General features: G+C 65.5%; 19 protein-coding genes and 1 pseudogene. 10 read left to right on the forward strand and 10 right to left on the reverse strand.

Annotated features, from left to right (window positions below; all coding sequences use genetic code 11):
- Window position 1 precedes the first annotated feature (1 nt).
- The 4 genes from AC1DIO_RS19645 to AC1DIO_RS19660 all read left to right on the forward strand — a co-directional run bounded on the left by AC1DIO_RS19645 (window position 2) and on the right by AC1DIO_RS19660 (window position 4,579).
- On the forward strand, window positions 2–787 hold the full coding sequence (locus AC1DIO_RS19645; protein WP_441491284.1) for an ABC transporter permease: 786 nt from the start codon (window positions 2–4) through the stop codon (window positions 785–787).
- 36 nt (window positions 788–823) lie between these two features.
- Window positions 824–1,837 (forward strand): proline racemase family protein, encoded by a 1,014-nt coding sequence (locus tag AC1DIO_RS19650; RefSeq protein WP_441491283.1) that lies wholly within the window; start codon window positions 824–826, stop codon window positions 1,835–1,837.
- A 373-nt stretch (window positions 1,838–2,210) separates the two neighbouring features.
- Window positions 2,211–2,918, forward strand: a complete 708-nt coding sequence (locus AC1DIO_RS19655) for a L,D-transpeptidase family protein (RefSeq protein WP_441491282.1) — start codon at window positions 2,211–2,213, stop codon at window positions 2,916–2,918.
- Between the two features lie 746 nt (window positions 2,919–3,664).
- On the forward strand, window positions 3,665–4,579 hold the full coding sequence (locus AC1DIO_RS19660) for a LysR family transcriptional regulator (protein WP_441491281.1): 915 nt from the start codon (window positions 3,665–3,667) through the stop codon (window positions 4,577–4,579).
- A 55-nt stretch (window positions 4,580–4,634) separates the two neighbouring features.
- On the opposite strand, the gene AC1DIO_RS19665 is transcribed toward AC1DIO_RS19660, so the two are convergent.
- From AC1DIO_RS19665 to AC1DIO_RS19675, 3 genes and pseudogenes are all read right to left on the reverse strand, one after another.
- Window positions 4,635–5,156 (reverse strand): nuclear transport factor 2 family protein, encoded by a 522-nt coding sequence (locus tag AC1DIO_RS19665; protein ID WP_476853959.1) that lies wholly within the window; start codon window positions 5,154–5,156, stop codon window positions 4,635–4,637.
- Window positions 5,157–5,232: 76 nt separating this feature from the next.
- Window positions 5,233–5,550, reverse strand: a pseudogene (locus AC1DIO_RS19670) (Atu4866 domain-containing protein); the annotation flags it as partial.
- Window positions 5,550–6,278: an SDR family oxidoreductase gene (locus tag AC1DIO_RS19675; RefSeq protein WP_441491278.1), complete on the reverse strand. Its 729-nt coding sequence runs from the start codon at window positions 6,276–6,278 to the stop codon at window positions 5,550–5,552. The gene AC1DIO_RS19675 and the pseudogene AC1DIO_RS19670, both read right to left, overlap by 1 nt.
- A 121-nt stretch (window positions 6,279–6,399) precedes the next feature.
- Here AC1DIO_RS19675 and AC1DIO_RS19680 point away from each other — a divergent pair, with 121 nt between their 5' ends.
- Window positions 6,400–7,296 (forward strand): LysR family transcriptional regulator, encoded by an 897-nt coding sequence (locus AC1DIO_RS19680; protein WP_476853960.1) that lies wholly within the window; start codon window positions 6,400–6,402, stop codon window positions 7,294–7,296.
- Window positions 7,297–7,425: 129 nt separating this feature from the next.
- On the opposite strand, the gene AC1DIO_RS19685 is transcribed toward AC1DIO_RS19680, so the two are convergent.
- The 3 genes from AC1DIO_RS19685 to AC1DIO_RS19695 all read right to left on the reverse strand — a co-directional run bounded on the left by AC1DIO_RS19685 (window position 7,426) and on the right by AC1DIO_RS19695 (window position 9,599).
- Complete coding sequence (locus AC1DIO_RS19685) at window positions 7,426–7,635, reverse strand: hypothetical protein (RefSeq protein ID WP_441491276.1); 210 nt, start codon at window positions 7,633–7,635, stop codon at window positions 7,426–7,428.
- A 155-nt stretch (window positions 7,636–7,790) separates the two neighbouring features.
- On the reverse strand, window positions 7,791–9,338 hold the full coding sequence (gene mctP, locus AC1DIO_RS19690) for a monocarboxylate uptake permease MctP (RefSeq protein ID WP_441491275.1): 1,548 nt from the start codon (window positions 9,336–9,338) through the stop codon (window positions 7,791–7,793).
- Between the two features lie 54 nt (window positions 9,339–9,392).
- Window positions 9,393–9,599 (reverse strand): DUF3311 domain-containing protein, encoded by a 207-nt coding sequence (locus tag AC1DIO_RS19695; RefSeq protein ID WP_441491274.1) that lies wholly within the window; start codon window positions 9,597–9,599, stop codon window positions 9,393–9,395.
- A 289-nt stretch (window positions 9,600–9,888) separates the two neighbouring features.
- Here AC1DIO_RS19695 and AC1DIO_RS19700 point away from each other — a divergent pair, with 289 nt between their 5' ends.
- Window positions 9,889–11,286, forward strand: a complete 1,398-nt coding sequence (locus tag AC1DIO_RS19700) for a DUF2252 domain-containing protein (RefSeq protein ID WP_476853961.1) — start codon at window positions 9,889–9,891, stop codon at window positions 11,284–11,286.
- 240 nt (window positions 11,287–11,526) lie between these two features.
- Here the strand turns inward: AC1DIO_RS19700 and AC1DIO_RS19705 are convergent, their stop codons facing one another.
- The 4 genes from AC1DIO_RS19705 to AC1DIO_RS19720 form a co-directional block, all read right to left on the reverse strand.
- Window positions 11,527–12,882 (reverse strand): MFS transporter, encoded by a 1,356-nt coding sequence (locus AC1DIO_RS19705; protein ID WP_476853962.1) that lies wholly within the window; start codon window positions 12,880–12,882, stop codon window positions 11,527–11,529.
- Between the two features lie 8 nt (window positions 12,883–12,890).
- Window positions 12,891–13,169 (reverse strand): metal-sensing transcriptional repressor, encoded by a 279-nt coding sequence (locus AC1DIO_RS19710; protein WP_476853963.1) that lies wholly within the window; start codon window positions 13,167–13,169, stop codon window positions 12,891–12,893.
- Between the two features lie 1,011 nt (window positions 13,170–14,180).
- Complete coding sequence (locus tag AC1DIO_RS19715) at window positions 14,181–14,825, reverse strand: hypothetical protein (protein WP_476853964.1); 645 nt, start codon at window positions 14,823–14,825, stop codon at window positions 14,181–14,183.
- 141 nt (window positions 14,826–14,966) lie between these two features.
- Window positions 14,967–15,326: a DUF2200 domain-containing protein gene (locus AC1DIO_RS19720; protein ID WP_476853965.1), complete on the reverse strand. Its 360-nt coding sequence runs from the start codon at window positions 15,324–15,326 to the stop codon at window positions 14,967–14,969.
- Window positions 15,327–15,689: 363 nt separating this feature from the next.
- On the opposite strand from AC1DIO_RS19720, the gene AC1DIO_RS19725 reads away from it, so the two are divergent.
- The 4 genes from AC1DIO_RS19725 (at window position 15,690) to AC1DIO_RS19740 (ending at window position 18,321) form a co-directional block, all read left to right on the forward strand.
- The gene (locus AC1DIO_RS19725; RefSeq protein WP_476776012.1) at window positions 15,690–16,802 is read left to right on the forward strand and encodes a Gfo/Idh/MocA family protein; all 1,113 of its coding nucleotides are present in this window, start codon (window positions 15,690–15,692) and stop codon (window positions 16,800–16,802) included.
- A 112-nt stretch (window positions 16,803–16,914) separates the two neighbouring features.
- A complete protein-coding gene (locus tag AC1DIO_RS19730) occupies window positions 16,915–17,235 on the forward strand; it encodes an ArsR/SmtB family transcription factor (RefSeq protein WP_441491268.1) in 321 nt (106 codons plus the stop codon).
- Window positions 17,232–17,696: an SRPBCC family protein gene (locus AC1DIO_RS19735; RefSeq protein ID WP_441491267.1), complete on the forward strand. Its 465-nt coding sequence runs from the start codon at window positions 17,232–17,234 to the stop codon at window positions 17,694–17,696. Before AC1DIO_RS19730 ends, AC1DIO_RS19735 begins: the two co-directional genes overlap by 4 nt.
- Before the next feature lie 208 nt (window positions 17,697–17,904).
- A complete protein-coding gene (locus AC1DIO_RS19740) occupies window positions 17,905–18,321 on the forward strand; it encodes a GFA family protein (RefSeq protein ID WP_441491266.1) in 417 nt (138 codons plus the stop codon).
- Window positions 18,322–18,368: the final 47 nt, after the last annotated feature.

Here is an 18,368-nt window from a genome sequence, read left to right on the forward strand (position 1 = left end):
AATGGTCACGCACCTCGTCAGGATCATCTCCCTTGCAGCGCTCGCCTATCTAGCCCTGCCGCTCGTCGTGCTCGTCGGCGCCTCGCTGACCACGACCAGCTTCCTCGCCTTCCCGCCGCAAGGGCTCACCCTCGCCTGGTACGGCAAGATGCTGGGCGACCCGTCCTATGTCTCGGCCTTCATGACCAGCACGCTGCTCGCGATCGCCGCGACCATCGTCGCGGTGGTGCTGGCGGTGCCCGCCGCGATCGCGATCGCCCGCTATCGCTTTCCCGGCCGCCGCCTGCTGTCGGAAATTCTGATGTCGCCGCTGATCCTGCCGCATGTCGTGCTCGGCGCGGCGCTGCTGCAATATGGCAGCGCGATCGGCCTCGTGCGCAGCTTCACGGCCCTGCTCGTCGGGCATGTCGTGATCATCATGCCCTTCGTCCTGCGCGCCGTGCTGCCGCAGCTCAGCGAGGAGCAGCGCAGCCTGGAGGAGGCGTCGGCCGATCTCGGGGCCAGGCCGCTGACGACCTTCTTCCTGGTGACGCTGCCGCAGATCCGCAGCGGGCTCGTCAGCGGCGCGATCTTCGCCTTCATCGCCTCCTTCATCAATGTCGAGCTCAGCATCTTCAACACCACGGCCGAGCTGACCACGATCCCAGTCAAGCTGTTCAACTACGTCCAGTACACGATCGACCCGACGATCGCGGCGGTCTCCGGCCTGACGATCATCGTCGCCGCGATCGTGATCGTGCTGCTCGACCTCACCATCGGCCTCGACGTGCTCTCCGAGCGCCGCTGATCCCGTCCACCCCGTTTAGTCCCAAGGAGCCCGCACATGCGCCAGCAGAATGTCTTCGACGTCGTCTACACCCATACCGAGGGCGAGCCCCTCTGCATCATCCATAGCGGGATTCCCTATCCCGCCGGCTCKAACATCCTGGAGAAGCGCCGCTTCCTCGAGGAGAACTACGACTGGCTGCGCTGCGCGCTGATGCGCGAGCCGCGCGGGCACAAGGACATGTTCGGCGTGTTCCTGACGCCGCCGTCGAGCCCGGACTACGATGCCGGCCTGATCTATATCGACGGCACGCAGTATTCCCATATGTGCGGCCACGGCACGATCGCGGTCGGCATGGCGATGGTCGCGCTCGGGCTCGTCCGGCGCGGCGCCAATGGCGTCACGACGATCCGCTTCGAGACCACCGCCGGCCTGGTGACGGCCGAGGTCGCCAATGACGGGCCGGACGTGCTGTGGACCCGATTTGAGAACGTGCCGGCCTATGTCGCGGCGCAGGACGTGCCCTTCGACCTGCCGGGCATCGGCCAGCTCAAGGCCGACATCGTCTGGGGCGGCAATTATTTCGGCATCATCGACCTGCGCGGCACCTCGCTGCGGATCTCGCCGGAGAACGGCTCGGAGCTCTCCCGGCTCGGCATCATCGCCCGCGAGCAGCTGCGCCAGAAGGTTGCCATCCAGCACCCGGCGTCGAGCCACATCAACAACTTCAACTTCGTGACCTTCTGGCACGAGCCGACGATCGAGGGGGCCTTCTACAAGAATGTCCACGTCTTCTCCGCCGGCCAGCTCGACCGCTCGCCGGGCGGCACCGGCACGAGCGCGATGATGGCGATGTATGAGGCGCGCGGCCTGCTCGCGTTGCACCAGCCGATCCGCTCCGAAGGGCTGCTCGGGTCGGGAACCTTCGAAGGCTGCCTGATCGGCGAGGCGAACCTGAACGGCACGCGCGCCGTGCGCCCGACCGTGAAGGGCACCGCCGGGCTGCTCGGCACCGCACGCTGGACGATCAACCGCGACGATCCGGTCGACGCCGGCTTCCTCGTCGCCTGACCGGCATCGCGCCGGGACAGCCAGGCCAGGCTGTCCCGGCGCGATCGGCTTCATGGCGCCGCAAAGCCCCGGCCTGCGCCAGAGCCGCGCGCCCCTCGCCCGGCCCGAATGCGCAAAATGCCGGGCGAATGAGCCGAGGCGCCGCTGACCCGAGCGGTGCCGTGACCTGCACGTTTTTGTCGAAGCCAGCGCGACGTAAGGCTGCGAGACAGCGTGGACGGTAGCGGCCTTGGTGCATGGCAAGCCCCGTGCAACAAAGGCCAGAGCTTGCCAGCCGGGCCATGTCCCGGCAATCTTAGCTCAGGAAGACGCTCAGCGGGTGTATGCCCGAGTATTCTCTCGTCGGGCAGCAAGACATGGGAAGTCCAAAATCATGATCATGGACGGTGGCAATGCCGATGCCGGCAAGATGGACGAGATCGCTCTGATCGGGCGTCGCACGGGACTTATCAACCGCCGGTCGTTTCTGGTCGGTTCTGCCGCCGGCGTCGGCGCGCTCGGACTCGCCGGCTGCACGACCGACGGCATGAGCCTCGCCGAGGCGTCCAAGATCTACGGGCCGGTGCCCGAAGAGAAATTCCCGATMCCGGCTGTCGATGTCAGCAAGGTCGATCCGAAATATTATCGCCGGACCGTTCGCTACGAGACCAAGGAAGCGCCCGGTACGATTATCGTCGATCCCGGCAATTACTACGTCTACCGCGTCGAGGACGACGGATCGGCCACCCGCTATGGCGCCAATGTCGGCCGCGACGGGTTCCGGTGGAGCGGGGACGCCTATATCGGGCGCAAGGCGGAATGGGCGACATGGACACCGCCCAAGGAGATGATCAAGCGCCAGCCCGAGGCGGCCAAATACGCCCGCGGCATGCCCGGCGGCCTCGAAAACCCGCTCGGCGCCCGCACGCTCTATCTCTATCAGAACGGCGCCTACACGCTCTACACGATCTACGCCTCCAGCGATCCGGAATCGATCGGGAACGGCATCACAAGCGGCTGTGTCGGCCTGCTCAGCCAGGACATGATGCACCTGTACTCGCGTACGCCGGTCAAGACGAAGGTCGTCGTCCTGCCGGCATAGCAACGGTCAGTCCCCGGTCCTGGCGCCGCCCAGCCCCGAGAACAGCGACGGCGCGCATTGGTGGAACTTACCTTCGCTGAAGGCTTCCACCTCCAGAAGAACTGAGCCCGTCGGCTCGCCGCCGCCGGTGAATGCATACGCCAGGTGCGGGCTCCAATCCGGAAGGAGGCGAGCATCGCACCAGGTTGCAGCCAGAGCGCCAGTTCTCCCACATTCGCACCATCTGTCGCGGCGATGGCGCCGGACTCGGCCGCAGCAAATGGGTGCGGAGCCCATCCGGCCGCTCGGCGCCACACATGTCCCGTCGCTCGCATGTCTCCAATCCGCCAGAGGCCGCCGTTGAAACTCGCCAGAGATCGGCCCTGACGGCGCACCACGTTCACCTTGAAACACCCGCGATCGCTGCCGCTTGCATTCACCCGATTTCATCCTCCGCTCGGCCCCTCGCCGAGCACGGCTCTGCGCCTCCCGGCAAGCCCTCGCGCCGGCTGATCAATCGTCTCAGTCGATTATTGCGTCGCCATGGTCGGCCTCGCGTCGTCAGCGTGCCGAGCGAAGCCAAGTCGCTGATCGTTCTTTCCACCACCTTCCTGCTCTCGATGGCGCTGGCCGCGATGGGGCTCGAGACCGATATCGCCAAGCTCAGGGCCAAGTGCCTGCGCCCTCGCCTGCTCGGCCTTGCGGCCTTTCTTTTCATCGCGTCATTCAGTCTGATGCTGGTGAAGCTCACGATGCGAAGGATCGCGATGACGCTCGAACAGCTCAGGATCTTCGTCGCGGTCGCCGAGCGCGAACATGTCACAAAGGCCGCKACCGAGCTGAACCTGACCCAGTCGGCGACGAGCGCCGCGGTCGCGGCCCTGGAAGCGCGCCATGCGGTCAAACTCTTCGATCGCATCGGCCGGCGCATCACGCTGACCGATGCCGGCCGGCTCTTCCTGGCCGAGGCGCGCGCCGTGCTCTCCCGCGCCGCCTCGGCCGAGGCCGTGCTGGCCGATCTCGCCGGGCTGAAGCGCGGCCGGCTCGCCTTCGCCGCGAGCCAGACCGTCGCCAATTACTGGCTGCCGCCGCTGCTGCACGCCTTTAGGGCGCGCCATCCCGGCATCGAGACGCCGCTGACGATCGGCAACACGCAAACTGTCGCTCAGGCCGTCCATGACGGGCTCGCCGATCTCGGCATCGTCGAGGGGGAGATCGACGACCCGCATCTGGCGATCTCGCCGGTGGCCGAAGACGAGATGGTGCTGGTCGTCGCCCGCGGGCATCGCTGGGCCGGCGCAGCCGCGATCGCAAGCGCGGCCTTCGCCGAGGCGCCCTGGGTCCTGCGCGAGCCGGGCTCGGGCACGCGCCGGCTGTTCGAAGACCTGCTGGCACGCGACGGCCTGAGCCTCGCGGAACTCGACATCGCGCTTGAATTGCCCTCGAACGAAGCCGTCAGGGCGGCGGTGGAGGCCGGTGCCGGGGCGACCGTGGTCTCGCGCCTGGTGGTCGCGGCGGCGCTGCGGGCCGGGTCACTGGTTGCGGTCGCAGCGACCGTGCCGCGACGCCGCTTCTATGCCCTGCAGCACAAGGAGCGCTATGTCGGCCGGGCCGCGCAGGCCTTTCTGTCGCTCCTGCGCGAGCAGGCCGGAGCGGCCGAACCGAGCAGCGGGCGCATCTGATCCCCGACCGCTCCCGGCCCGAACCGCTGCCGGCCCGGCGGCTCCATCCGAAGCGTCAGCGCTGGCGTGGCTGATTGTTGTCGACGACCTGCTGGTAGGCGACGAGGTCGAGGAACGCCTCGGCCTCGGCGACCTTGCCGTCCTTCATCCGGAACAACCAGGCGAACTGGTTGCGATAGGGATGTCCGCCAGTCGTCGTGGCCGTCGCGTCGAAGCGGACGATCACCCGGTCGCCGACGGCCCAGATGTGCCGGACCTGGGGGACGAGCGGGGTCGCGAGGCGGCTGACCAGCGGCACGGAGGCCCGCTCAATGAAATCAGTCATGCCGCGATAGGTGCCCGCGACGGGACCGGAGCCCGGAATCGTCCAGACGATGTCGGGGGCCAGGAGTTGCTGGAACACATTGTCCCCGGCGGCCCAGCGCTGGAACGCGTCGCGCACGATGGTCTCGTTGCGTGCGGTGTCGGCCCGGGCCGGCGCGGCTATGGCCGGCGCGATGGCCAGGGCGACGATAGCCGCAAGCCCGATGCGCCGGGTGGCGGTCGCAGGTCGATTGGATGGGGCGGTAGAGTTCATTGAACGTCTCCTTCGCTTCAGGGTGGTTGGGAAAGCCGCACGCGCTGCCACTGCGCGGGCCGCCACTGCCGGAAACACGCCGGCGAAGAACCATGCCGGCATGGTGGAGGGTGTCGTTGTCGACGAAATCGCCGTCGGCGGTAAAGCCGGTGTCGTCCCAGTATTCGATGTGGGTACCCGTCACCTCGTATCGCCCGCGATAGGCGCCCTCGCGGTTGCCGCGCGCCTCGACATAGCGGCCGTCCGGCAGGAGTTCGTGGCGGATCCGGTTGTCGTCGGTGACCCACATGCCGACAAAGGGATGGGTGGCATGCGTCATGGCTTTCTCCGCGAAGGCAGCCGTTGCGAGTGCCGCCACGACACCCGTCGCGACGGTGATGATCCCGGCCCGCATCAGTGCGGCGCCCTGGTCGAGCGGACGACGATCTCGTTGACGTCGACGTCCTCGGGCTGCTCCAGCGTGTAGCGGACGGCCCGACCGATGGCGTCAGGCTGGAGCGCAATGCTCCGGTAGGTCTTCATGGCTTCGGCCGCCGCGCGATCGGTGATCGTGCCGGCAAGCTCGCTCTCGACGACGCCGGGATGGATGCAGGTGACCCTGATGTCGCTGCGCTCCTGGCGCAGACCGTCCGAGATCGCCCGGACGGCATATTTCGTGGCGCAGTAGACGGCCGCCGTCGGCGAGACGCTGAGCGCACCGATCGAGGCGATGTTGACGATGTGGCCGGAGCCCCGGGACGTCATCTCCGGCAGGACCGCGGCGATTCCGTAGAGGACGCCCTTGATGTTGACGTCGACCATGCGGTCCCACTCGTCGACCTTCAGGGAGGCCATCGGCGAGAGCGGCATCACGCCTGCATTGTTGACGATGACGTCGATCCGCCCGAACTGCTGACGGGCTGCGTCGGCGAAGCGCAGGACGTCGTCCTGCCGCGTCACATCCAGGCGGCGATAGTCGACCTTCGCGCCGCCCTGCCGAAGCTCTTCGGCGAGGGCATCGAGTCGCTCGACCCTGCGTGCGCCCAGCATGAGACGGGCTCCGGCGGCGGCGAGCTCGCGGGCGATGCCGACGCCGATGCCACTTGATGCCCCGGTCACCAGAACGGTCTTGTCCATAGCCATGGTCCAACTCCTCTCGCTTGGTCCGCTGCGTGATGCGGAACCCGTGATCGAGGAGATAGACGCCCGGCGCTGTCGCCGGTATCTAGCCAGGAGGCGACGCCATGGTTAGTGTTTCTAACCAATGGCGACCGATCTCAACGCGCTCGCGACCTTCGTCCTGGTCGCCGAGGAACGAAGCTTCCGGGCAGCCGCGGACCGGCTGGGCGTGACGCGCTCGGCCGTCAGCCAGACGATCAGGCGGCTCGAGGACGCAATGGGCATCGCCCTCGTCCACCGCACCACCCGCAGCGTCGGCCTCACCGAAGCCGGCGAGCGTCTCCATGCCGACATCGCCCCGTCGCTGGCCGATATCCGCGCGGCGACCGAGGCTACTCATCAACTCGGCTCCGGACCGCGCGGCCAGTTGCGGCTGGCGGTCTCCTCGATCGCGGAGAGTTTCCTGTCAGGCCCGCTTCTCACCAGTTTCGGGATGGAATGCCCGGACGTGCAGCTGGACGTCCTGGTGACGGATGACGAGATCGACATCGTCGCCTACGGCTACGACGCGGGCGTGCGGCTCGGCGAGGTCATCGAGCAGGATATGATCGCCGTTCCCGTCTCCGACCCGCAGCGGCAACTCGCCGTCGGCGCTCCCGGCTACCTGGCGCGCCGGGGAACGCCGATCCATCCGCGCGAGCTCGCGGCGCATCGCTGCATCGGCTGGCGCCCGGCGCCACGAGCGGCTCCCTACCGGTGGGAGTTCACGGAAGCCGGCCAGGATTTCGCGGTTGACGTGAAGCCGGAGGCCACCACCAACGATATGGCGCTGATGATCCGCATGGCGGTCGCGGGCGGCGGCATCACCATCGGGCTGGAGGAAACGTTTCGCCCCTCCATCCAGCGAGGGGAGCTCGTTCCCGTGCTCGAAGAGTTTTGCCCGTTCTTCCCTGGGTTCTTCCTGTATTATCCCAGCCGCCAGAACATGGCGCCGAAGCTGCGCGCCTTCGTCGATCACATCCGCAGGGACCGAAGGCGCTAAAGCATCGGACCGAAAAGTGGAATCCGGTTTTCGGAAAATCCGATGCTTGAACAAAGAGCTGGATCGCCCATCTTGCGTCCGAACGGACGCACGGCGATCTAGGCCCGCTTGGCGAGCGCGTGGCTGGGATCAGCCGCGCCCTCGCTGTCGATCAAGCGCACCCTGCAATTGCTCGACGCGGATGGCCAATGCCTCCTTGGTCAGATTGATCCCTTCGGGCGCTCCATCAATCGACAAGAGCACGCCGCGCTCGGCCATTTCGAGCTGCTCCTGCGCGAGTTCCAGGTGCTTCTGCATGATCTGCGTGACGCGGTCCTTGGCCTCCTGGTCCGTATCCATAGGGCCCTCGCTTCTTCGCTCCTGATCAGGCGACGATCTCACAACCGGGGCGACGCGCCAAATAGTCTGCGGCTTCGCCATCCCGGTCCAATTCAATGGGAAGGCGCGGTGCCGTGGGGAGGCGGTGGCCCAAATTCCGCCCGGTCCCCGGGGTGTCAGGCGGAATAATCGGCGGCCATCGTCTCGTCGGCCGCGGTCGAGTGGGCCTTCAACGCCCGGAAGAGCAAGGTCAGCACGACGGCGATGACGAGGTTCAGGACCAGCGTGTAGACGGCGGTGTAGCCCGGGAAGACATGCCCGCCGAAGCTGAGCGGAAAGGTCGGCGTCAGATTGGACGCGAAGGCCATCAGCGTGCCGGCGACGATCCCGGCCAGCCAGCCGATCAGCAGCGCCCAGCCGTTGAACCAACGCGTATAGACGCCGAGCATCACCGCCGGCAGCGTCTGGATGATCCAGATGCCGCCGAGCAGCTGCAGCTGGATGGCATATTGCGTCGGCACGAACAGGATGAAGACAAGCGCACCCAGCTTGACGACCAGCGAAACCCATTTCGCCATCTGGGCCTCCTGCCGGTCGGTCGGGTTCCGGTTGATGAACTCCCGGTGGATGTTGCGGGTATAGAGATTGGCGGCCGCGATCGACATGATCGCCGCTGGAACCAGGGCGCCGATGCCGATGGCGGCGAAGGCGATGCCGACGAACCAGGCCGGGAAACTGTGCAGGAACAGGGCCGGCACCGCGAAATTATTGCCGAACTCGGCAAAGCCCGCCGCATATTCCGGCATGCTGCGGACGCCGGCGGCGATCGCGAAGAAGCCGAACAGCGCGAGAATGCCGAGCAGGAAGGAATAGGCCGGCAGCATGGCCGCGTTGCGCCGGATGGCCTTGCCGCCATTGGCGCTGAGAATGCCGGTGATGGAATGCGGATAGAGGAACAGCGCCAGCGCCGATCCGAGCGCCAGCGTCGCGTAGGTGCTGTAGGCACCGGTCGAGCCGGGGGGCGGCGTTTCGAGCAGGACCTTCGTGTCCGGCACCGCGGCGAAGATCTTGGCAAAGCCGCCGAGCTCGATCGGGATGATGATGATCGCGGCAAAGGCGGTGACATAGATCAGGATGTCCTTGACGATCGCGATCGAGGCCGGCGCGCGCAGGCCGCTCGAATAGGTGAAGGCCGCCAGGACCAGGAAGGCGAAGATCAGCGGCAGGTCGGCGGCAAGGCCGGTCCCGGAAATGCCGAGCGCGCCGATGACCACCTGGATGCCGACGAGCTGCAGCGCGATATAGGGCATGGTCGCGAGGATGCCGGTGATGGTCACGGCGAGCGCCAGCCAGCGATTGCCGAAGCGGCCGCGGACGAAATCAGCGGCGGTGATGTAGCCGTGCCTGTGGCAGACATGCCAGAGCCTGGGAAAGACTAGGAACAGGATCGGGTAGATCACGATCGTGTAGGGCACGGCGAAGAACGCCACCGCCCCGGCGCCGAAGGCGAGAGCCGGCACGGCGATGAAGGTATAGGCGGTGTAGAGGTCGCCGCCGACCAGAAACCAGGTGATCCAGGTGCCGAATCTGCGGCCGCCGAGGCCCCATTCGTGCAGCTGGTCGAGATCTGCCTTGCGCCAGTTGGCGGCGGCGAAGCCGAGCCACGTGATGAAGCCGAACAACGCCACGAACACCGTGGTGGCGGTCCAGTTCACGTCATGCATGACACGCTCCTGTCGGAGCTCGTCGTCGTCAGGCACAGGGTCTGGTCGGGCGAGCTAGTCCTTGGTCCCGAAGTAGACGGTGGCGGTGAAGGCGGCTCCGATCAGCACCCAGAGCATCTGGTACCAATAGAAGAACGGAATGCCTGCCCAGACAGGGTCGAGCCGGTTGTAGAACGGCGGCCAGAGTACCGCGATGAACTGGACGATGAAGAGCAGGTACCACCAGCTCCATCCGCCCCGACTTTCCCCGGAGCCGTTCATTCCGAACCCTCCCGACATCGTGCCTTTGGGCCAGATTAGACAGTATGCTCCTCTCGGGCATTGTCTGGCAATGTCTCTCCGAATACCTGCGACAACGAGAACAGATGCTTGCGGGCTTTGGAAGCGAACAGCATCCGGATCACGGCCCCTTGCTTGGTCATCGCTCCCGGAGGCTGGTATAAACGGGGCCTGCGCAAGCGACGGGTCGCGCGGGATACGGCCGCCAAGGACAGGTCCGTCGACGAACAGCATGTCCATGCKGGCCGAAACGGCAGGATCGAGGTCCCCGATGACGCGACATCAACCGGCCAAGCCGCAGCTTCTGTCCCGTGCCGAGCGCTACGCCGCCGGCAAGGCCCTGCGCGGCAAGGTTCCGCGCGAGAGCCATGCCGACTGGGCGCCCCGCTCCAGCAGCGACGCCGTCGCCATTCTCGCCGGGACCGATGACAGCCGCATTCCGGAGCTTCTGCCGATCCGCTACGAGCGCATGATGCTGAGCCCGTTCGCCTTTCTGCGCGGCGCGGCGGCCGTGATGGCAGAAGACCTGGCAGGTCTCCCATCGGCCGGTCTACCCGTTCAGGCCTGCGGCGACTGTCATCTCATGAATTTCGGCGCCTTCACCGCGCCGGAAGAGAACGTCCTGTTCGACATCAACGATTTCGACGAAACGCTGCCGGGCATCGACTTCGCCGTCGATCTCAAGCGCCTGGCCGCCAGTGTCGCTGTGGCAGCGCTCGACGCCGGATTTTCCAGGAGGACCGCCCGGCTCACCATTGCAGCGACGGTGAGCGCCTATCGCCGCCGGCTGCGCAGGCTGGCCAAGCTCACGCCGCTGGAGGCCTGGCATGCGCGCACCGAGCTTGGAGAGGAACTGGAGCGGATCGACGATCCGGCGCTGCGCAAACATGTGCAAGGCCTGCTCACCAAGGCGTCGCGCAATTCGCAGCAGGACAGCAACTTTCCCCGCCTGCATGCCGGGGCGGACGGCTCCTGGGGCATCGAGGATCGGCCGCCGCTGATCTACCATCTGCCTGAGGAACGCGACAGCACGCGCTCGCTGCAGGCCCACAAGGTCTTCCATCACTATCGCGAGACCCTGCCGCCCGAGCGCCGCGTGCTGGTGACGCGCTACGGCCTGCGGGATCTCGCTTTCAAGGTCGTCGGCGTCGGCAGCGTCGGCACGTTCTGCGTCGTCGGCCTGTTCATGACGGCCGATGACGAGCCGTTGTTCCTGCAGGTCAAGGAAGCCCAGACCTCGGTCCTCGCCCGGCTGACGAAGAGCAAGAACCCCGGGCCGCCGCATCAGGGGCAGCGGGTGGTGGAAGGCCAGCGCATGCTGCAGGCGGCGAGCGACGTCTTCCTGGGCTGGGCTGATGACAGTGCCAGCGGGCGTCATTTCTACGTTCGGCAACTCAAGAACCGTCGCCTCGGATCGATCGCCGAAGTGGTGGAGGGCCAGGCCCTGACGGCCTATGCCGAACTCTGCGGCCGCACGCTTGCACGCGCGCATGTCCGCTCGGGCGATGCAGCCACCATCGCCGGCTACATGGGGGCGTCGGGGATCTTCGACGACGCCTTGACGAGTTTCGCGATGGCCTATGCCGCGCAGACCGCACTGGACCACGAGGCGCTCGTTGCAGCCAAGGGGCCCGTCAAGACAGCGCAGGAGCGAGCCAAAGCAGCATGAAGGGCCGCGCGGCCGGGAGCTTCGCTCCCGGCATGCCCTGACCTGACATGCCACATGGTGGCGGAATAGCTTGCCTCCACGATCTGGCGCCGGCCCGCCCGCCTGATCTCGTCGCGCATCCACGGAGCCCGTGCAGGTCATTGCCGGATCGACGACCGGCGCTCGATCACCCGTCCCAGCCATCCATGCCATCGCGGTCATGGCTCTTGCCTGCACCCGGGGCATTGCATCCTGACCACCTCATCTTGCCTCGGCGGGCCACCGACTGTGCAGGTCGTCGATGATGATGGAATGGGAATGGCGCGAACCATGCTCTGCAAGATGAGGATGTCCCGGTGGAAGCTCGGGATGGTCATGCGCAAGGGCATCCGCACTGCCAGCCGGCCAAAGCTGCGATGCGAAGAGCACTGCCGCCAGCGTCGCCAGCGCGAACAGGCCTGCCAGTGTMGCCAGTGGCAGTATCGCGCCGAGCCAGCCCGCCAGCGGATAGGTCACCAGCCAGCAGGCATGCGAGAGCGCGAACTGCGCGGCGAACACCGCCGGACGATCCTCGGCGTGAGCTGAGCGTCGCAGCAACCGGCCTGACGGTGTCTGTGTCGCGGAGTAACCGATGCCGAGCAGCGCCCAGGTKACCAGGAGCGCGGCCCAGCCCGTACCCGTCGCCGCCGGAGCGAGTGCCCAGCCGCTGGCCCAGAGGAGTGCAGCGAAGCCGCCAAGGACGGCAGCCAGAAAGGTCGCCGCCGTCAGCATCACCGTTCGATCTGCGACCCGTTCCAGCACACGCGGCAGCGTCAGCGCCGACAGCATGGACCCGCCGCCGAAACAGGCCAGCGCGAGCGCAACCGCGTTGTCGTCGAAGCCGAGGCGCCCCTTCACGATCACCACGGTATTTACGATGACGAGGGCGCCCCCCATCGCCACCGCCATGTTGAGCGCGAGCAGTCCGCGCAGCCTCGGCGTCGCGAGATAGATCCTGATCCCTCGCGTTGTCCGGCCGTAGATCCCGCCCTCGCGTTTCCTGGCTGGAGAGGCCGGCAATGTAAGGGAAAGGACGAGTGCTGCCGAGACGAGGAAGCCGATGACCGTGCCACCGAAGAGCCAGTGAAAGTTGATGACCGTGAGCAAGGCGGCCGCAAGCATCGGGCTGACGATGCTTTCGAGGTCAAAGGCCAGGCGCGAGAGCGAGAGGGCTTTGGTGTAGTCGTCCTCGTCCGGCAGCACGTCGGGAATCGTGGCCTGGAAGGTCGGCGTGAAGGCGGCTGAGGCCGACTGAAGCAGGAACACGGCCAGATAGACCTGCCAGATCTCGGTGATGAAGGGCAGCGTGAGCGCGATGGCCGCGCGCACCAGATCCATGGCGATCAGGAAGGCGCGGCGCGGCAGCTGTGCCGCAAACGCACCGACAATGGGCGCGACGGTGACATAGGCGATCATCTTGATCGCGAGCGCCGTACCGAGGACGCCGCCGGCCCTCTCGCCGGCGAGTGCGAAGGCGAGCAGGCCGAGCGCGACCGTGAGGAGACCGGTGCCGACCAGCGCGATGATCTGCGCAGCAAACAGGCGACCGTAGACGCGATTGGACAGGACCTTGAGCATTGTGAGCCTCAGAGGAACTTCGTGATCTGCTTGAATTCGTCGATCGGCCGGCGACGCTCGGTCGGCAGGTCGCCAAGGACCTCGTCGAGGCAGTGATCGAGATGATCCTGCACCAGCGTCCGCTTTGCCTGCGTGATGGCGCTCTCGACGGCCTGGAGCTGCGTCGCGATGTCGAGGCAGGAGCGTCCGGCCTCGATCATCTCGATGACCTTGGCAAGGTGACCACCAGCGCGCTTCAGCCGCTTGATGATTGCGGGATGGGATTCATGGATGTGAGGTTCCGACATCCTTTGCCCATATCCCCCTAGGGGGGATAAGGAAAGGCGTCCTCCATTTCGACGCGAGGTGTCAGAGTTTCGTCAAGAGTAGAAGCGTAGATCGCCTCCGATGATGCGCCGCAGGGCAGTCCACTTGCTGAAGCTCATCGAACTCGGCGCCCCAAAGCGGACCTGCCTTGAGTCCTATCGGGACAGGCCTACTCTCGGGCGGGATCCGCCTGGCTGCGCATTGTCGAAAACAGAGAACGAGGAAGCTTAACCGGGCGGGCAATCGAACAGAAAATTCGACAGAAGCCACAACAATAAGATCGACAGAGGCATCGTAAAAATAGTGGTTGCGACGACTTTGAGCGGGTCGAGCGAGCCTCTGAAAGCGATCAAGAGAAACAGGCCAAACAAGAGCCAGCCAACTAAAATGTGCACCAGCCCAATCTCAGCTATGAGACCGCATGCGCCTTCAGAGTAACGCAAGTTCGCCGCCCGTATTCTGGTGCCCGCCGGCTCACTAGCGCCGTGCAGGTTAGATCCGCAATGGGCGGAAAGGCGAAGATGGAGACGATCGGCGTTGTGCCCTCGGACGCAGGAAGCGCTTCAGCAGCGATCGGAAATTGATGTCTTGGGACCTTTATCCCCGAATGTTGAGCTCGGACGGCCCCAACGATCGATGTTCCACCAGTAAGACACGCATTCACCCGGACTTCGCGTTCGGACTGCATCGAGGCATTCGACGGTCCAACCGAAACCCCGTTGCCCGCTGATCCTGCATAGATCGGGTTTCGCTTGAACCGCGACCGACAGTTTGGGGCTGTTGATTGCTCCCAGGGAGAGACGCATGGCGGTCGCGATGTCGGGCACTGTGTAAGCGGCCCAAAGCCTTTCGCCAATAATCCCGGTGAATGCGACCGCCAGGAGCCCGGTCATCAGATTGAGGGGTCGATCCATACTGACTAAACCAGAGCAAGCTTCCAGATCGGCAGCAAGGGGCAGCATCGCTCCAATACCGGCAAGGGAGGCGCCGTCCTAATGGAAGGAATAATCCTCGGTGCTGTGGATCAAAGTCCAGACACCGTCCAGCTTGCGATAGACAAGCGAGGAACTTTCCCCCGTCGAACCCAATTGCTTGACCTTCCCAGGCTGTTCCTTGACGGCGGCGTGCCGCAAGGACGAGACGAGCACGACGGAGGTGGTGTATGCGGCGTCGAAAACCGGCATTGAGATCTTGATGCGCATCATGCTGATCGCAGGCTGCCGATAGCGCTGGTCGATGTCAGCCGGCAATGCACCGTTGCTGAAGTCGGCCTGCCGCTGCTTCCACATTTCAGTGGCCTCGGCATCGGTGCAGAAATGGTCCTGCATAGTCCCGGCCGGGTCGATCAGTTTCGCGGGACCGATGTCGGTGTGAGGCGCGCTGACATCCGCATAGAGGCCTGAGCCAAGGTATTGCTGGGCCAAAACGACATCGACAGATCGGCTGTACCAGTCTGCCCCAAAGATACAGGGGTGCTGGCGCGGAACGTGATCGCGGAGAACGGTCGGGATGAGGGCCGCCGTTTCTTGGTAGGCCCGGTCCATTGCCTTCGCCATGCGCAGCTTAGTTTCGCCGTCCGCTCGAACCGGTTGCGGCAGCATCAACAGGAGAATGGCGGCAGCGCGCAAAGGCAACATCAGTCTCTCCGACGTCTTCGGCCGCGAACTGAGCGGAGCGCGCACAGGATCAATTCCACTCTCCTGCAACGTCGCCCAAGGCGGCGGAAAGCTGACCTGCAGCGGGTAAATCGGCCTTGGACGCGAGCGCAAACGCCAGGCCTATCCTGGCCGACGGTGCAGGATCTTATCGATCGCCCTCCCCTGGGCGAGTTCATCGATGAGCTTGTCCAGGTAGCGGATCTCCCGCATCACCGGCTCGGCGATCTCTTCGACGCGGACGCCGCAGAGCTTCCCCCTTATGTCGGCTCGCGCAGGATTGAGCGCGGGCGCCTGGGCGAAGAAGGTCTCGTAGTCCGTGTCCTTCGCCAGCTGACAGGCGAGTGCCTCCTGGCTGTAGCCGGTCAGCCAGTGGATGATCTGGTCGACCTCCGCCTTCGTGCGGCCCTTCCTCTCCGCCTTGGCGACCAAAAGCGGATAGACCTTGGCGAAGCTCATTGTGTAAATGCGGTGCTGGGTCATCACGTCCACTACCCCAGGTCGGCGCCGGCGCTGGTGGCGCCCGAATGCTAGCCCAAGCGCCAACAGAGCAAACCTGACGCCATCGTTCAAGGTTCGGGGCGGCCAGAGCCGCCTCCAGCTCGCAGGCGTCCTGTCTGCGCAAGGATCAGCTTCGTCTGCAGGCACGCCCTACCGAAGGACCCGCATTCCGACGCCTTGCGGGAGCGGCTCTGGCCGCCGCGCACCTTGAACCATGGCGTCAGGTTTGCTCTCTTGACGCCTGGGCGCCCCTGGTGGCCGGCGGCAAAGGAACTGCGACCCCTCGGCGGCACCGTCTGAGCCATCCCTTCACCCTGACCAGCCCCCCAGCTCGAGAGAACTTGCATGCGCGCTCTTGGCGTCGGCCTCATCGGCACCGGCTATATGGGCAAATGCCACGCTTTGGCCTGGAATGCCGTTGCTCCGGTCTTCGGCGATGTCGCCCGCCCAAGGCTCGCCATGCTGTGCGAGGTGGACGATGCGCTGGCTGCAAGACGGGCGCGCGAGCTCGGCTTCGCCGGGTCCACCGCCGACTGGCGAGCGCTCGTCACCCATCCCGAGGTCGACATCGTCTCGATCACCGCGCCCAACGCCTTCCATGCCGAGATGGCGATTGCGGCGCTCGAGGCCGGCAAGCATGTCTGGTGCGAGAAGCCGATGGCAACGAGCCTCGCCGATGCGCAAGCGATGCTGGCTGCCGCCCGGGCGGCCGGAAAGGTCGCGGCGCTGGGCTACAACTACATCCAGAACCCGGCCATCCGGCTCGCGGCGCGGCTGATCGGCGAAGGCGCCATCGGGCCGGTCAACCATGTCCGCATCGAGATGGACGAGGATTTCATGGCCGATGCCGAAGCGCCTTTCTCCTGGAAGAGCGCGGCACAATCGGGCCATGGCGCGCTCGACGATTTCGGCGTGCACGCCTTCTCGCTGCTCAAGGTGCTGGTCGGCGAGGTGGCGCAGGTCATGGCCGACATGGCCAGGCCCTATCCGACGCGTCCGCTGCAGGAGGGCGGCGCGCGGCCGGTCGAGACATACGACATCGCGACCCTCTTGCTGCGCTTCGCTTCGGGCGCGTCCGGGCTCGTCGCGCTCAATCGCTGCGCCTGGGGCCGCAAGGGCCGGATTTTCGTGCAGGTCTTCGGGGCGAAGGGAACGATCAGCTTCGACCAGGAAAAGATGAACGAGATCGAGCTCTACACCACTGAGGGACGCAGCGATCTGCAGGGCTTTCGCCGCATCCTGACGGCGCCTGTGCACGAGCCCTATGACCGCTTCATCCCTGCGCCCGGCCACGGGCTCGGCTTCAACGAGCTCAAGATCATCGAATGCCGCGAGCTCATGCGGACCATCGCCGGCGAGCCGGCTCATCTMATCGATTTCGAGACCGGCCTGCGCATCGAGCGCACGGTCGATGCCGCCGCCAGGAGCTTCCGCGAAGGAGGCTGGAGGGCGGTGTAGTTCCCCGGCCTCGGCGCCGCAATCGGCCGTCGGGTTTGCGGTGGGTCCAAGCCGCGAATTGACATGCAGGCATTTACCTGCATAACTTGCCCTCGCGGATTAAGTGAGGACGATGGACGCTGACGACGTGTTCAAGGCGCTGGGGGACCCGACGCGCAGAAAGCTGCTGGACCTGCTCTTTGAAAGGAACGGGCAGACGCTCGGCCAGCTCTGCGAGAACCTGGACATGGCCCGGCAATCCGCGACGCAGCATCTCGGCATCCTGGAGGCGGCCAATCTGGTGAGCACGGTCAGGCGCGGCCGGGAAAAGCTGCATTTCATCAATCCGGTGCCGATCCACGAGGTCTACGAACGGTGGGTCCGCAAGTTCGAACGTCACAGGCTCAGCCTGCTCCACGACCTGAAGAAAGACATCGAAGGAGACGAAGAATGACCACGGAAACGACCAGCTTTGTCTATGTGACCTATATTGTCGCGACGCCGGAGAAGGTGTTCGAAGCCATCACCAAACCCGAGGTCGCACGGCGCTATTGGGGCCATGAGAACGTCTCCGATTGGCAGGCCGGATCGGGCTGGCAGCATATCCGCGCCAATGACGCGCGGACCGTCGAGCTGGTCGGCAAGGTCGTCGAGGTCTCGCCGCCGTCACGCCTCGTCATCACCTGGGCGAGCCCCGCGCAGGCCGCCGATCCGGCGAGCCATAGCCGGGTCACCTTCGAGATCGACGACTATGACGGAATGACCCGGCTGACCGTCAGCCATGACGAGCTCCAGGCCGGCAGCAGCATGGCGAAGGGGATCAGCCAGGGATGGCCGGTGGTTCTTTCCAGCCTGAAATCCTTCCTGGAAACCGGCCGGGGGCTCGACGTCTTCGGCAAGAAGAAAGCGGCCTGAGCCCTTAAAGCATCGGCCCGAAAAGTGGATTGCGATTTTCGGAAAAGGCGATGAAAACACAAAGAGTTAGAGCATCGGCCCGAAGGGCGGAATCTGGTTCTCGGAAAGATCCGATGCTMGAACAAGGAGCTGGATCGCCCATCCCCGCGTCCGAACGGACGCGCGGCGATCCAGTGCCCATGGGCCACCTGGCAGCAGGAGAACGACGATGACCAGGCACTTTGCCGGCGGATGCGCCTGTGGTGCGATCCGTTACGAGACAAGCAGCGAACCCATCGTCGAGATCCACTGCCAGTGCAGGGATTGCCAGAAGCGAAGCGGCACGGGGCATAGCTCCTATCTGACCTTCGCCGGGCGCGCCGATGTGGCCATCGCAGGCGAAGCGAAGAGCTGGCGGGTGGCGGGCGACAGCGGGAACGACAAGATCCACGCCTTCTGTCCCACCTGCGGAACGCCCGTTTACCTGACATTCCAGGCCATGCCGGAGCTGATCGCGGTGCACGCGGCAAGCCTTGACGACCCCGGCCAGTTCAATCCGCAAATGGTCGCCTATGCCGTTCGCGGCCATGGCTGGGACAGGATCGACCCCGCGCTACGGGTCTTCGAGCGCATGCCGCCGGGGTGACCGGCGGCGGAGCAGAGCTTCGATGGGCGGCCGGTGCCGGTTTGTGG

It is taken from the genome of Allobosea sp. 05T439, assembly GCF_056396005.1.

Excerpts from the sequence above, each read along its gene's own strand:
- AC1DIO_RS19740 (WP_441491266.1), top strand. The coding sequence starts at position 17,905 with ATGACCAGGCACTTTGCCGGCGGATGCGCCTGTGGTGCGATCCGTTAC.
- AC1DIO_RS19695 (WP_441491274.1), bottom strand. The coding sequence starts at position 9,599 with ATGAACGGCTCCGGGGAAAGTCGGGGCGGATGGAGCTGGTGGTACCTG.
- AC1DIO_RS19730 (WP_441491268.1), top strand. The coding sequence starts at position 16,915 with ATGGACGCTGACGACGTGTTCAAGGCGCTGGGGGACCCGACGCGCAGA.
- AC1DIO_RS19685 (WP_441491276.1), bottom strand. The coding sequence starts at position 7,635 with ATGGATACGGACCAGGAGGCCAAGGACCGCGTCACGCAGATCATGCAG.
- AC1DIO_RS19665 (WP_476853959.1), bottom strand. The coding sequence starts at position 5,156 with ATGAACTCTACCGCCCCATCCAATCGACCTGCGACCGCCACCCGGCGC.
- AC1DIO_RS19700 (WP_476853961.1), top strand. The coding sequence starts at position 9,889 with ATGACGCGACATCAACCGGCCAAGCCGCAGCTTCTGTCCCGTGCCGAG.
- AC1DIO_RS19675 (WP_441491278.1), bottom strand. The coding sequence starts at position 6,278 with ATGGCTATGGACAAGACCGTTCTGGTGACCGGGGCATCAAGTGGCATC.
- AC1DIO_RS19645 (WP_441491284.1), top strand. The coding sequence starts at position 2 with ATGGTCACGCACCTCGTCAGGATCATCTCCCTTGCAGCGCTCGCCTAT.
- AC1DIO_RS19680 (WP_476853960.1), top strand. The coding sequence starts at position 6,400 with ATGGCGACCGATCTCAACGCGCTCGCGACCTTCGTCCTGGTCGCCGAG.
- AC1DIO_RS19720 (WP_476853965.1), bottom strand. The coding sequence starts at position 15,326 with ATGACCCAGCACCGCATTTACACAATGAGCTTCGCCAAGGTCTATCCG.
- AC1DIO_RS19710 (WP_476853963.1), bottom strand. The coding sequence starts at position 13,169 with ATGTCGGAACCTCACATCCATGAATCCCATCCCGCAATCATCAAGCGG.
- AC1DIO_RS19735 (WP_441491267.1), top strand. The coding sequence starts at position 17,232 with ATGACCACGGAAACGACCAGCTTTGTCTATGTGACCTATATTGTCGCG.
- AC1DIO_RS19715 (WP_476853964.1), bottom strand. The coding sequence starts at position 14,825 with ATGTTGCCTTTGCGCGCTGCCGCCATTCTCCTGTTGATGCTGCCGCAA.
- mctP (WP_441491275.1), bottom strand. The coding sequence starts at position 9,338 with ATGCATGACGTGAACTGGACCGCCACCACGGTGTTCGTGGCGTTGTTC.